Annotated in this window: 12 protein-coding genes; 8 read left to right on the top strand and 4 right to left on the bottom strand. The window is 63.0% G+C overall.

The window, feature by feature from the left end; genetic code table 11:
* The first annotated feature begins 55 nt into the window (after window positions 1–55).
* Window positions 56–3,016, top strand: coding sequence for an excinuclease ABC subunit UvrA (gene uvrA / locus M1L53_RS24855; RefSeq protein ID WP_024487477.1), 2,961 nt, complete (start codon window positions 56–58; stop codon window positions 3,014–3,016).
* Between the two features lie 72 nt (window positions 3,017–3,088).
* On the opposite strand, the gene M1L53_RS24850 is transcribed toward uvrA, so the two are convergent.
* Window positions 3,089–3,796, bottom strand: coding sequence for an alpha/beta fold hydrolase (locus tag M1L53_RS24850; protein ID WP_054187409.1), 708 nt, complete (start codon window positions 3,794–3,796; stop codon window positions 3,089–3,091).
* A gap of 80 nt (window positions 3,797–3,876) precedes the next feature.
* Between M1L53_RS24850 and M1L53_RS24845 the strand changes: the two genes are divergently transcribed.
* Window positions 3,877–4,587, top strand: a complete 711-nt coding sequence (locus M1L53_RS24845; protein WP_054187408.1) for a YafY family protein — start codon at window positions 3,877–3,879, stop codon at window positions 4,585–4,587.
* A 5-nt stretch (window positions 4,588–4,592) separates the two neighbouring features.
* Here the strand turns inward: M1L53_RS24845 and M1L53_RS24840 are convergent, their stop codons facing one another.
* Together M1L53_RS24840 and M1L53_RS24835 are read right to left on the bottom strand one after the other, a co-directional pair.
* Window positions 4,593–5,009, bottom strand: a complete 417-nt coding sequence (locus M1L53_RS24840; RefSeq protein WP_054187407.1) for a DUF1801 domain-containing protein — start codon at window positions 5,007–5,009, stop codon at window positions 4,593–4,595.
* 1 nt (window position 5,010) lies between these two features.
* Complete coding sequence (locus tag M1L53_RS24835; protein WP_007736262.1) at window positions 5,011–5,379, bottom strand: DUF1844 domain-containing protein; 369 nt, start codon at window positions 5,377–5,379, stop codon at window positions 5,011–5,013.
* Window positions 5,380–5,748: 369 nt separating this feature from the next.
* Between M1L53_RS24835 and infC the strand changes: the two genes are divergently transcribed.
* From infC to pheT, 6 genes are all read left to right on the top strand, one after another.
* Window positions 5,749–6,441, top strand: a complete 693-nt coding sequence (infC, locus tag M1L53_RS24830) for a translation initiation factor IF-3 (RefSeq protein ID WP_003944008.1) — start codon at window positions 5,749–5,751, stop codon at window positions 6,439–6,441.
* Between the two features lie 43 nt (window positions 6,442–6,484).
* Window positions 6,485–6,679 carry a 50S ribosomal protein L35 gene (gene rpmI / locus M1L53_RS24825; RefSeq protein WP_003944043.1) on the top strand — a complete coding sequence of 65 codons (195 nt, stop codon included), beginning with the start codon at window positions 6,485–6,487 and terminating at the stop codon, window positions 6,677–6,679.
* Between the two features lie 63 nt (window positions 6,680–6,742).
* Window positions 6,743–7,132 carry a 50S ribosomal protein L20 gene (gene rplT, locus M1L53_RS24820; RefSeq protein ID WP_261949276.1) on the top strand — a complete coding sequence of 130 codons (390 nt, stop codon included), beginning with the start codon at window positions 6,743–6,745 and terminating at the stop codon, window positions 7,130–7,132.
* Window positions 7,133–7,155: 23 nt separating this feature from the next.
* A complete protein-coding gene (locus M1L53_RS24815) occupies window positions 7,156–7,986 on the top strand; it encodes an RNA methyltransferase (protein ID WP_054187406.1) in 831 nt (276 codons plus the stop codon).
* Between the two features lie 170 nt (window positions 7,987–8,156).
* Complete coding sequence (pheS, locus tag M1L53_RS24810; RefSeq protein ID WP_003944109.1) at window positions 8,157–9,227, top strand: phenylalanine--tRNA ligase subunit alpha; 1,071 nt, start codon at window positions 8,157–8,159, stop codon at window positions 9,225–9,227.
* Window positions 9,228–9,287: 60 nt separating this feature from the next.
* Window positions 9,288–11,774 (top strand): phenylalanine--tRNA ligase subunit beta, encoded by a 2,487-nt coding sequence (pheT, locus tag M1L53_RS24805; protein WP_054187405.1) that lies wholly within the window; start codon window positions 9,288–9,290, stop codon window positions 11,772–11,774.
* 58 nt (window positions 11,775–11,832) lie between these two features.
* Here the strand turns inward: pheT and M1L53_RS24800 are convergent, their stop codons facing one another.
* The gene (locus M1L53_RS24800) at window positions 11,833–12,894 is read right to left on the bottom strand and encodes an Lrp/AsnC family transcriptional regulator (RefSeq protein ID WP_054187404.1); all 1,062 of its coding nucleotides are present in this window, start codon (window positions 12,892–12,894) and stop codon (window positions 11,833–11,835) included.
* Window positions 12,895–12,935: the final 41 nt, after the last annotated feature.

Here is a 12,935-nt window from a genome sequence, read left to right as displayed (position 1 = left end):
CTCGAGACTTCTCCGGGGGGACGGCCCCGGACGATTGACAATGAAGGGAATTGGTGTGGCGGATCGCCTGATCGTGCGGGGTGCGCGTGAGCACAATCTGCGAGGAGTCGATCTCGACCTCCCGCGAGACAGCCTGATCGTCTTCACCGGGTTGTCCGGCTCCGGCAAGTCCAGCCTCGCGTTCGACACGATCTTCGCCGAAGGTCAGCGCCGCTACGTCGAGTCGCTCTCGGCATACGCGCGTCAGTTCCTCGGTCAGATGGACAAGCCGGATGTGGACTTCATCGAGGGATTGTCTCCTGCGGTGTCGATCGACCAGAAGTCGACCAACCGCAACCCCCGTTCGACGGTGGGCACCATTACCGAGGTCTACGATTACCTCCGACTTCTCTATGCCCGCGCGGGTTCGGCGCACTGCCCGGTGTGTGGTGAGAAGATCGCACGTCAGACGCCCCAGCAGATCGTCGACCAGGTGCTCGAGATGGAGGAGGGCATCAAGTTCCAGGTCCTCGCACCAGTGGTCCGTACTCGTAAGGGCGAGTTCGTCGATCTCTTCGATCAGCTCAACACCCAGGGCTACTCGCGAGTGCGCGTCGACGGTGTCGTCCATTCGCTGGCCGATCCGCCGAAGCTCAAGAAGCAGGAAAAGCACGACATCGAAGTAGTGGTCGACCGATTGCAGGTCAAGGCGAGTTCGAAGCAGCGCCTGACCGACTCCGTCGAGACCGCACTTCGCTTGGCTGAAGGCATCGTGGTCCTCGACTTCGTCGACCGTGAAGAAAATGCACCTGATCGTGAGCGTCGTTTCTCCGAGAAGTTGGCCTGCCCGAATGGCCACGCACTCGCGATCGACGATCTCGAACCGCGCTCGTTCTCCTTCAACTCGCCCTACGGCGCCTGCCCGGAATGCACCGGCCTCGGTATCCGCAAGGAGGTCGACCCGGATCTGGTGGTTCCCGATCCCGACCTGAGTCTCGAAGACGGAGCAATCGCGCCGTGGTCGATGGGCCAGAGTTCGGAGTACTTCGGACGTTTGCTGTCCGGCCTCGGCGACATTCTCGGATTCGACATGAAGACGCCGTGGAACAAGTTGCCGGCGAAGGCCCGTAAAGCAATCCTCGAAGGCAGCGAGGAGCAGGTTCACGTCCGGTACAAGAACCGGTACGGCCGTACCCGTTCTTACTACGCGGAGTTCGAAGGTGTGATGCCGTTCCTGCATCGCCGGCTCGAGCAGACCGAATCGGATCAGATGAAGGAACGGTACGACGGGTACATGCGCGACACCCCGTGCCCGGCGTGTGGTGGTGCTCGCCTGCGCCCGGAAATCCTGTCGGTAACTATCGCGGCTGGGGACTTCGGCAGTAAGTCCATCGCCGAGGTCTGTGAACTGTCGATCTCCGATTGCGCGGACTTCTTGAACAGCCTCACTCTCGGCTCGCGCGAAGAGGCGATTGCGGGTCAGGTCCTCAAGGAAGTTCAGGCACGACTCGGGTTCCTGCTCGACGTCGGCTTGGAATACCTTTCCCTCTCGCGTGCCGCTGGCACGTTGTCCGGTGGCGAGGCCCAGCGAATCCGCTTGGCAACGCAGATCGGTTCCGGACTCGTCGGCGTGCTGTATGTACTCGACGAGCCGTCCATCGGCCTGCATCAGCGTGACAATCGACGACTGATCGAAACCCTGACGCGCTTGCGCGACCTCGGCAACACGCTGATCGTCGTCGAGCACGACGAAGACACGATCCGCACGTCCGACTGGGTAGTCGACATCGGACCGTACGCCGGCGAGCACGGCGGCAAGGTCGTCCACAGCGGGCCATACGAAGAACTGCTGACGTGTGAAGAATCTCTGACCGGCGCCTACCTGTCAGGTCGTAGCTTCATCGAGGTTCCGGCCATTCGTCGACCGGTGGACCGCAAACGCCAGGTCACGGTCGTCGGAGCTCGCGAGCACAATCTCGACGGCATCGACGTGAGTTTCCCGCTGGGTGTTCTCACCGCTGTCACCGGTGTCTCCGGTTCGGGCAAGTCGACGTTGGTCAACGACATTCTCGCGACCGTCATGGCGAACAAGCTCAACGGTGCACGCCAGGTACCTGGGCGTCACACACGAATCAACGGTCTCGATCAGCTGGACAAGCTCGTGCAGGTCGATCAGTCTCCGATCGGCCGGACTCCACGATCGAACGCGGCGACGTACACCGGCGTGTTCGACAAGATCCGAACCCTGTTCGCGGCCACCACGGAAGCGAAAGTCCGCGGTTACCAGCCCGGCCGATTCTCGTTCAACGTCAAGGGCGGACGCTGCGAGGCGTGCTCCGGCGACGGAACGCTGAAGATCGAGATGAATTTCCTGCCGGACGTGTACGTGCCCTGCGAGGTATGCCACGGCGCCCGGTACAACCGCGAAACGCTCGAGGTCCACTACAAGGGCAAGTCGATCGCCGAGGTACTCGACATGCCTATCGAGGAAGCAGCCGAGTTCTTCCAGCCGGTCACCTCAATTCACCGGTACCTCAAGACGCTGGTCGACGTCGGCCTGGGCTATGTCCGACTGGGTCAGCCGGCTCCGACTCTGTCCGGTGGTGAAGCGCAGCGCGTCAAGCTCGCCGCCGAATTGCAGAAGCGGTCCACCGGTCGCACGGTGTACATCCTCGACGAGCCCACCACGGGTCTGCATTTCGAGGACATCCGCAAGCTCCTGATCGTGATCAACGGTCTGGTGGACAAGGGCAACAGCGTGATCGTGATCGAGCACAACCTCGACGTGATCAAGACGTCGGACTGGGTCGTCGACATGGGGCCCGAAGGTGGATCCGGCGGCGGAACCGTTGTGGCGCAAGGTACCCCGGAGGACGTTGCCGCGGTCCCCGAGAGCTACACGGGCAAGTTCCTCAGTGAGGTTCTCACCGCACAGCACGCGCCGGTCAAGGCCAAGCCGATCACCAAGAAGCGTGCAACGAAGGCAGTTGCCGCAAAGAAGGCGGCGCCACGGAAGAAAGCTGCTTCCGTGAGCTAGTAGAAGGTGAGCAAGTAGAAGTCGGTCAGTGATGCCGGGTCGGAATCCGATCCGGCATCACTGCTTTGTCGATCAGGAAGCGGCGGCCTCGAGGATCACCTGGGCGACGTCTTCGGGGCGCGACCACATCGGCCAATGGCCGGTCGGGAGGTCGACGTACGTCACGGGGAGTTTCGCCAGTTCGGCGGCCATCGGATGACCTCCGTCGGCCATCTGGGCAATCACCGCGGACGGGAACGTGCTGCAAACGACGGTTGACGGCACCTGGTAGCGCTTTTCGTTCGTCAGGACAATCGGCTCACGCGCCGGCCCGGCCGGTTCGGGGACGGCGTTGGCGCGAAACGCCTCGAGAGCCTTCTCGTCGAGTCCTTCGAGGCTGCTGCCGTCTGCTTCAAGTTCTGCCCACGTCGGCAGCGGTATCTCGACGACGTCAGCGGCCAGATCCGGTCGCAGCGCCGCGCCGTCGGGCATGGGGCCCGAGTCGACGTAGACGATCCGAGCGACGCGATCCGGGATGCGATCGGTGACGGCGTACCCCACCGGGCCGGCGCCGCTGTGTACGACCAAGACCGTGCGCTCGTCGGAGTCCGATACGGCGTCGACGACTGCACGGACGTGAGCGTCGAAGGTGACCGCTGATCGATCTGTGTCTACTGCGTCGAGCCCGGGCAGTGTCAGGCTGGTCACGCGGGTGTCGGAACGTTCGAGGTGTGGGAGTACTGCATCCCAAGCCCATGAACCGAGCCAGAATCCGGGAACAAGAACGATGTGAGTTTTCATGTACTCACAGTGCACCCGGGTTGGTGACAACAGAGTGTCACCAATTATGTCACCGTTTGGTATCGGAATCTGAGACACTGGTGAACGTGAATCGAGCTGCGAGATTGCATGCTCTCGTCGAGGAACTTCGGCGACAGGGTGATCGAGGGACTACGTGCTCCCGATTGTCCGAGGAATTCGGTGTCACCACCCGGACGATCAAGAGGGATATCGAGACGCTGATGATGTCGGGTGCGGCGATCGAAGCGCGCTCAGGCCCCGGGGGTGGTTACCGACTCGTAGGTCGCGCTACGCTACCGCCGGTGAATTTCACTGTTCCGCAAGCAGTTTCGATCGCATTGGCCTTGACGGCGATGGGTGATGCTCCGTTTGCGCCGGATGGGCGAGCAGCGCTGGCGAAACTGCTCGATGTGATGGACGAGGAGAGTCGTCGCAAGGTCGCGGAGCTCGGTGGCCGCGTGTGGATTCGCGGTGACGGCGGGGCTCTGACGGATTCGCGCGCGAACCGGCAGGCCGTCGAGCAGGGTCTCGAGCAGAGTCGCGTCGTGTCGTTGCACTACGTGGATGGGGACGGTGCGGAGACGGTGCGGGCAGTTGAGCCGCACATTCTGGCGCAGGACCGTGGTCAGTGGTTTCTCATCGGCTGGTGTCGCGAGCGCGACGCCGTGCGGTGGTTTCGACTTGATCGAATGCGTCGGGCCACGCTGACGAACGATCACTTCACACCACGCGATTCGACCGTCTTCGGGCAACCGCCCGAAGACGCTCGGCCTGTTTCTTCCCGTAGGTGAGTGACTCAGTCGATCATGTTGCGGGCTGCGGCAACGGAATCCGTGATCAGTTCGGTCAGGGCCGTCATATCGACGTCGCTCAGCCGTTTGACGTACAGGCAGCCCTTGCCGATTTTGTGCTTGCCGAGGCGAGCGAGCGTGTCGGTGAAGTCGTCGAAGTTCAGCGACAAGTACAACGTGAGCGCGGTGGCCCTGGGGGAGAATCCGATCAGTGGGGTGTCACCTTCGTGGCCACTCGCATATCGGTAGTGCCGTGCCCCGAATCCGATGATGCTCGAGCCCCACATGACAGCAGGCTCGCCGGTTGCGGCCGACAGCAGGGAGATCAGCTCCACGGCGTCGGCGCGTTTGCGGTCGTCGACGCGTGAAATGAATGCGTCGACGTCCTCGGGCGTCGGTTGAGTCTTGTTGGCGGTTGCCAACTCAGTAGACCGGACCGGTGAACTTCTCGCCCGGTCCCTTTCCTGGCTCGTCCGGGTGCGAGGACGCCTCACGGAATGCGCGCTGCAGGGCTTGGAGGCCTTCACGGATGGGTCCGGCATGAGGGCCGAGGTATTCGACCGACGCAGTCACGAGTCCGGCAAGTGCCGTGATGACGCGACGCGCTTCGTCGAGGTCCAGGTAGGGGCTGGAAGACGGATCGGCGTCGGAGAGGCCGAGTTTTTCGGCAGCTGAACTCATCAGCATCACTGCAGCGCGGCTGATGACCTCGACCGCGGGAACTTCGGAGAGTTCGCGGACGTCGGGGTTCGCGCCGTCGGTGTTCTGTTCTGCCTCGAAGTTCTCACTCATGGATGTAAGGATTCCATCAGGCCGTGACGGTGTTGAATCGGGCCTCTCCCGGCAGCACTGGGAGCGGCACCGATTTCTTTCATCTGTGGCGACCTGTTACTCTTGTTGCAACGACCGCCTCCGACTTGTTCGGGGGCAGCAAGTGGAGTCCGACTCCCACCTCTGCGCGGCAGGTGAAACTGCAGTTCAGTGGTTCCGGTCACCTGTTATCGGAGATCATTCTTCGTCAGGTTCCTCGCTCAGTCGAGGAGATAGGTTTCGGCGTGAGCTGGATCTTATGTGATCGGTCGACATCGGGCCCCGCGGATGAGCAATCATCACAGCGGGGCTTTTTTGTTGGGGTGCGGGCGGTACGGGCTGCGTGCGGTCATGAAGACCGCACCGTTCAACCTAGGAGGCCCCATCAGCACTGAGACCCGCATCAACGATCGTATCCGCGTTCCCGAGGTTCGTTTGGTCGGACCTGGCGGCGAACAGGTAGGCATCGTGCGTGTTGAAGATGCACTCCGCTTGGCCCTTGAGGCCGACCTCGACCTGGTCGAGGTAGCTCCTGACGCCCGTCCACCGGTCTGCAAGATCATGGACTACGGCAAGTTCAAGTACGAGGCTGCACAGAAGGCACGTGAGTCACGTAAGAACCAGCAGCTGACGGTCATCAAGGAGCAGAAGCTCCGACCCAAGATCGACGACCACGACTACGAGACCAAGAAGCGCAACGTCGTTCGCTTCCTCGAAGCCGGTTCCAAGGTCAAGGTCACGATCATGTTCCGCGGACGTGAGCAGTCACGCCCCGAACTCGGCTACCGCCTTCTGCAGCGTCTGGGAGCAGACGTCGCAGATCTCGGATTCGTCGAAACCTCGGCAAAGCAGGACGGCCGAAACATGACGATGGTCCTGGCACCGCACAAGGGCGCCAAGACTCGTGTCAAGGCGCAGGAGAGCGCTCAGGCGCCAGTGGCTCAGGCTGCTCCGCGTCCGGCTCCGGCCGCACCGGCTTCCAGTGAAGCAGCTCCGGAAGCACCGGCGACCGGCGATGCCGCTCCCGAGGCTCCGGCCAGCTAGTCGATTTCCCAAGATCCACCACGTAACAAGAACTGAGGACTCCATGCCCAAGATGAAGAGCCACAGCGGCGCCTCGAAGCGATTCAAGGTGTCCGGCAGCGGAAAGCTCATGCGCCAGAAGGCCGGCCGTCGCCACCTTCTCGAGCACAAGTCCAGCAGGGTTACCCGTCGTCTCGACGGTGTCGCTGTTGTCAGCCCTGACGACGCTCCGCGCATCAAGCGCATGCTCGGCATCTGAGTCGCCCCCTTACTGACCACCCGGGGCCGCACTTTCAGCCCCTAGATTGACAGGATTTTTCAAGTGGCACGCGTAAAGAGGGCGGTCAACGCCCAGAAGAAGCGTCGTTCAATTCTTGCTGCATCCAGCGGCTACCGTGGACAGCGTTCGCGTCTGTACACCAAGGCCAAGGAGCAGCAGTTCCACTCGCTCACCTACGCGTACCGCGACCGTCGTGCGCGCAAGGGCGAGTTCCGCAAGCTGTGGATCACGCGTATCAACGCTGCAGCTCGTGCAAACGACATCACGTACAACCGCCTCATCCAGGGCCTGCGTCTGGCAGAGGTCGACGTCGACCGCAAGATCCTGGCCGAGCTCGCTGTCTCCGATGCCGAGGCCTTTGCCGGCCTGGTCGCACTCGCGAAGGCCGCTTTGCCGGCTGACGTGAACGCTCCTGCCGGAGAAGCAGCCTGATTCACGCATCACAGCAACGGCCCGTGGACCCGCTCACCGAGCGGACTCCGCGGGTCGTTTCTGCTGTCAAGCTCCTGCGCACAGCAGAACGACGCAAAGCAGGACGTTTCCTCGTCGAGGGCGAGAACTCGGTCACCGAACTGTTGAACGGTGCACTCTCGAATGGCGAGGCCCGCCCGGTACACGACCTCTTCTACACCGAGGACGCAGCCGAGCGCTATCAGCACGTCATCGATCGGGCGCTGACCGCTGGAGTTCGTGTTGCTCTTGTGACCGATCGAGCAATCAAAGCTCTGAGCGATACCGTCACGCCGCCCGGTCTCGTTGCCGTCAGCGATCTACTGGATGTACCGCTGAGCGCAGCCGTCCATCAGGAGACCTGCCTGCTCGCAGTGCCGGTCGAGGTCAACGAACCAGGTAACGCGGGCACCGTCATTCGCATCGCCGACGCAGTGGGTGCCGATGCGGCAATCCTCGCCGGCGACAGCGTCGATCCGCATAACGGCAAGGTCGTTCGTTCGTCGGCGGGCAGCCTGTTTCACCTGCCAGTCGTCCGCGATCGAGACACAGTGTCGGTGATCGAGCAGATTCGCGCAGCCGGCATTCAGATTCTCGCGACTGCAGCTGACGGCGAGGTCGATCTCGACGAGGCCGACGAGTTGCTGGGCAAGCCGACGGCCTGGCTGTTCGGTAACGAAGCGCACGGTCTCGATCCGGCGATCGCCGCGCAGGCTGATCATCGGGTCAGGATTCCGATCCATGGCCGCGCCGAAAGCTTGAACCTCGCGACAGCGGCGGCAATTTGCCTGTACGCAAGCGCGCGGGTGCAAAATCGCGCCACCGATCACGGCTGAAAACGCACGCGAAGACCTCACGGAATCCCATTTGCGGAAGCCTGAGACAATACAAGAGCAGAGACAATGCTCGAGCGAGTTCGAAAGCTCGCTCGCAGTACAAGAAGTAAGCAGTACAAGAAGCACGCAGTACGAGAAGTAAACCGAGAAGCGACAGGAGCGTCACAGCCGTGGCCAAAAATGAGGGCGCGACACCGCCGGAGGTCGACGCGAGTGTACTCACCGAAGAGGCGTTGACCGCTGCGGCTGAGAACGCCGAGAAGGCGCTGGCGGACGCCGCTGACCTGGATGCGCTGGCGCACGTCAAGGTGGAGCACCTGGGGGACAAGTCCCCGATCGCCCTCGCTCGCCGGGGACTCGGCAGCCTTCCGGGCAAGGAAAAGGCGGACGCCGGTAAGCGCGTCAACATCTTCCGCACTCGGATCAACAACGCGTACGACGCTCGTCGTGAGGTCCTCCTCGCCGAGCGTGACGCCGCGGTGTTGGTTGCCGAGGCAATCGACGTCACTCTGCCTTCCGATCGTCACCCCGTCGGGGCGCGTCACCCGATCAGCCTGATTTCCGAGCAGGTCGCCGACGTATTCGTCGCGATGGGTTGGGAAGTTGCCGAGGGTCCGGAGGTGGAGACCGAGCACTTCAACTTCGACGCGCTCAACTTCTTGCCGGATCACCCTGCCCGCACGATGCAGGACACCTTCCACCTGGCACCCGAGAACTCGCGCCAGGTGCTGCGTACCCACACCTCGCCGGTGCAGGTCCGCACCATGCTCTCGCGTGAGGTACCGATCTACGTGGTGTGCCCGGGCCGCACGTTCCGCACCGATGAACTCGATGCGACCCACACGCCTGTCTTCTCGCAGGTCGAAGGCCTGGCCGTCGACAAGGGCCTGACCATGGCCAACCTGCGCGGGACTCTCGACGCGTTCGCTCGTGCCCTTTTCGGCCCCGAGACGCGTACCCGTATGCGCCCCAACTACTTCCCGTTCACGGAACCGTCGGCCGAGGTCGATGTCTGGTTCGCGAACAAGAAGGGCGGCGCAGGCTGGGTCGAGTGGGGCGGCTGCGGCATGGTCAACCCGAACGTTCTGCGCGCCAGCGGTATCGATCCCGACGAGTACTCGGGTTTCGCATTCGGCATGGGCCTCGAGCGGACCCTGCAGTTCCGCAACGGTATCCCGGACATGCGCGACATCGTCGAGGGTGACGTGCGTTTCACGCTGCCCTTCGGTGTCGCAGGCTGACCGATCCGGTCCGCGGAACCTTCACAAAGACTTATCGACAAACGAGAGAGCTGAGCAGACGTGCGAGTAGCGCAATCCTGGCTGACCGAGATCCTGCAGCGGGCAACTCCGGACTGGGAGGTGACCCCGGAAGAGCTGGACGCCGGGTTCGTCCGGGTGGGACTCGAAGTCGAGGAACTCGACACACTCGAGGCGATCGACGGCCCGTTGGTCGTCGGCAAGGTCGTCTCCATCACCGAACTGACCGAGTTCAAGAAGCCGATCCGCTTCTGCCAGGTCGAGGTCGGCGAACCCGAGCCCCGTGGCATCGTCTGTGGCGCGCGCAATTTCAACGAGGGTGACCTCGTCGTCGTTGCGTTGCCCGGCGCGGTGCTGCCCGGCGGATTCGAAATCGCCACTCGCAAGACGTACGGCCAGGTGTCCGACGGCATGATCTGCTCCGTCTCGGAACTCGGTATCGGCAAAGACCATTCGGGCATCTTGGTGCTCGAGCCTGGTACCGCCGAACCCGGCGCAGATGGCAACGAGTTGCTCGGTCTCGGTGACACGATCATCGAACTGAACATCACCCCGGACCGTGGCTACTGCTTCTCGGTCCGCGGTCTCACGCGAGAGCTCGCGTGCGGCTTCGATCTCGAATACGCCGATCCTGCTTCGGTTCCCGCGCACCCGGCTGAGGGTGAAGCCTGGCCGGTGCGCCTCGAACCGGAGTCCAAGGCTTCGCGTTTCGTGATGCGGAAGATCACGGGTATCGATCCGCAGGCAGTGAGCCCGTGGTGGCTGCAGCGTCGACTTCTGCTCTCGGGTGTTCGCCCGATCTCGCCGGCCGTCGACGTCACCAACTACGTGATGCTCGAACTCGGTCAGCCTCTGCACGCGTTCGATGCGACCGCAGTGCAGGGCGACCTGGTGGTCCGTCGCGCCAAGGCGGGGGAGAAGCTGACGACGCTCGACGACGTCGAACGCACGCTCGATCCCGAAGACGTTGTCATCGCCGACGATTCCGGAGTCATCTCGCTGGCTGCCGTCATGGGCGGCGCAACCACCGAGGTGGGAACGGCAACGACGGACATCCTCCTCGAAGGAGCTACTTGGGATCCGCTCGCAGTCTTCAAGACGGCGCGCCGGCACAAGCTGCCGAGTGAGGCGAGCAAGCGTTTCGAGCGCGTCGTCGATCCGGCGATTCCGCTCGCGGCCGTCGACCGCGCAGCCGCTCTGCTGGTCGAGATTGCCGGCGGACGGATCGAACCGGTCCTGACCGACGTGGGCGATGTCGCCCCTCGCGCTGCCATTCGCATGGATATCGACCTGCCCGACCGTGTCGCCGGAGTCACGTACCCCAACGGCACCGCAGCTCGCCGCCTCACCCAGGTTGGCTGCAACGTCGAGGTCGGCGTCAGCGAAGAGGGACACGGCCAGTTGGTCGCGACGCCGCCGTCGTGGCGTCCGGACCTGGTGCAGCCTGCGGACCTCGTCGAGGAAGTTCTTCGCCTCGAAGGTCTCGAGCAGATCCCGTCTGTGCTTCCCGCCGCTCCGGCCGGACGTGGGTTGACTCCGTCGCAGCGGCGAAAGCGCACGGTCTCGAAGGCCGTGGCTCACGCCGGTTACATCGAGGTCCTTCCTCCGGTCTTCCTGCCGACGAACGTCTTCGACGTCTGGGGCCTCGACGCGGATGATCCGCGCCGCAACACCAGCAAGGTCCTCAACCCGCTCGAAGCCGATCGTCCGGAGTTGGCGACCACGCTGCTCCCGGGTCTGCTGGAGATCCTGGCTCGCAACGCTTCTCGCGGTCAGCGTGATCTGTCGCTGTACGGCATCGCGCAGGTCGTCCTGCCGGGCCCTGACACCGAACCGGTGGATGCATTGCCGGTGGATCGTCGCCCGACGGACGAGCAGATCGCGAACCTGATCGCGTCGTTGCCGGCACAGCCGGTGCACATCGCTGCAGTGTTGAGTGGTTTGCGTGAGCCGAGCGGCCCCTGGGGTCCTGGCCGTCAGGCCGAGGCTTCGGACACTTTTGCAGCCGTGCGGGTCATTGCAGCTGCAGCAGGCGTCGAGGTGGAACTGCGTGCGGCGCAGTACCTGCCGTGGCATCCCGGCCGTTGCGCCGAGGTTGTCGTTGACGGCAACGTAGTCGGTCATGCGGGCGAACTGCATCCGGCTGTTCTCGAGCGTGCGGGATTGCCTGCGCGCACTTGTGCACTGGAGATCGACCTCGACGCTTTGCCGTTGGTCGAGAACCTGCCGGCGCCGCGCATTTCGCCCTTCCCCGCAGTGCTCCAGGACGTGGCAGTTGTTGTCGATCGCGACATTCCGGCAGCCAAGGTGCAGGAAGCTCTGCGTTCCGGCGGCGGTGAGCTTCTCGAAGACATCCGCCTCTTCGACGTCTTCGAGGGCGAGCAGGTCGGTGAAGGCCGCAAGTCGCTCGCGTTCGCGTTGCGATTCCGTGGTGTCGACCGGACGCTGACCGAGGACGAGGCCAGTGCCGCGCGCGATGCAGCAGTGGAGGCGGCTTCCAAGGCTGTCGGTGCGCAGATGCGTGGCTGATTTCCTCAACTGATCACAGAGCCCACGACCGTTGCCGGTGGTCGTGGGCTCTGTCGTGTTATCGGCTTTTCGACTGAGGTGAATCGGAAAGCCACACATCTGGCGCAACGGTGTCCGTCCGTCGCCCTTGCTGGTCGAGCACGTGGCCGAGCAGTTTGCGCAGATACAGCACGATGGATCGTTCCGTGACGCAAAGACCCGGAATCTCCTTGCGCAGACGAGTTTCGAATGCATCGAGTTCTGCAGGAGAATGCAGCCACAACTGAACCACCAGGTTGTCGGCGCCGACCACAGCGAAGCAGTTTCGGACTTCCGGCGCTCGGCTCAGCACTCGTCCTGCCGTATCGAGAAGCTCGGGTTCGACGCGGCACCACAGTGTGGCGAGCACGGGAATGCCGGCCAGCGGCCGGGCAAATTCACACCGCAGCGCCACCAACCCCGAAGACGTGAGCCGGTCGATCTGGCGTTTGCACGCAGCGGGACTGACACCGATCGCGTCGGCCAGTTCCTTCATGGGAGTGCGCCCGTCGTAAGCGAGCTTCGTCAGAACCTTGCGATCCTGTTCGGATATCCCGGTCGGCCGAGCGCGCACGGCAGGACGGTTTTCGCTGGTGGTCAGCACACCCTTCTCGGACGGTGCCAGCGCATTGAGTCTCCATCGCCCACCTTCGGTGAACCAGCGTGTGATGATCGAGGTTCGTGTCGCCAGTACACCGTCGATCGTTGCGACGTCTTCCGAGATGAAGCGCGACATCGACGCCAGATCCGCGGTACCGGCTGTGACGAGCAGATCTGCTCTGCCCGTTGATGCTTCGATGGTCACGGCGTGGGCCGAGCGAGTCAGCCGTGCCGCGATGGTGTCGAGAAGAGCAGGTGAGCAATCGATTTCGATGGTCGCTGTGACGATGCTGCCCAGCACCTGTGGCCCTGGAGTGACCGTGACCCAGGCCAACGACGATTCGGAGAGTCGATTCCAACGACGGGCGAGAGTCGCGGCGTCGAGTTCGAGTGGTTCGGCCAACGAAAGCCACTTCGATCGCGGTGCGAGCTGGAGCGCATTGATTATCCTCAGATCGATTTCATCTATCCTGCGACCGTTGCCGGCATCTGGTGCACTCATAACGTCATTATCCGGCATATTGCTGCAAGATTCGGACTATC

Source organism: Rhodococcus sp. T9N, from assembly GCF_024436645.1.
Lineage (GTDB): Bacteria > Actinomycetota > Actinomycetes > Mycobacteriales > Mycobacteriaceae > Rhodococcus_F > Rhodococcus_F qingshengii.
Note: the sequence above shows the minus strand (reverse complement) of the source record. Positions and strands in the feature narration are given on the sequence as shown.

Coding starts and splice junctions, on each gene's coding strand:
- M1L53_RS24850 (WP_054187409.1), bottom strand. CDS start 3,796: ATGAAAACTCACATCGTTCTTGTTCCCGGATTCTGGCTCGGTTCATGG.
- M1L53_RS24835 (WP_007736262.1), bottom strand. CDS start 5,379: ATGAGTGAGAACTTCGAGGCAGAACAGAACACCGACGGCGCGAACCCC.
- infC (WP_003944008.1), top strand. CDS start 5,749: ATGAAGACCGCACCGTTCAACCTAGGAGGCCCCATCAGCACTGAGACC.
- rpmI (WP_003944043.1), top strand. CDS start 6,485: ATGCCCAAGATGAAGAGCCACAGCGGCGCCTCGAAGCGATTCAAGGTG.
- M1L53_RS24800 (WP_054187404.1), bottom strand. CDS start 12,894: ATGAGTGCACCAGATGCCGGCAACGGTCGCAGGATAGATGAAATCGAT.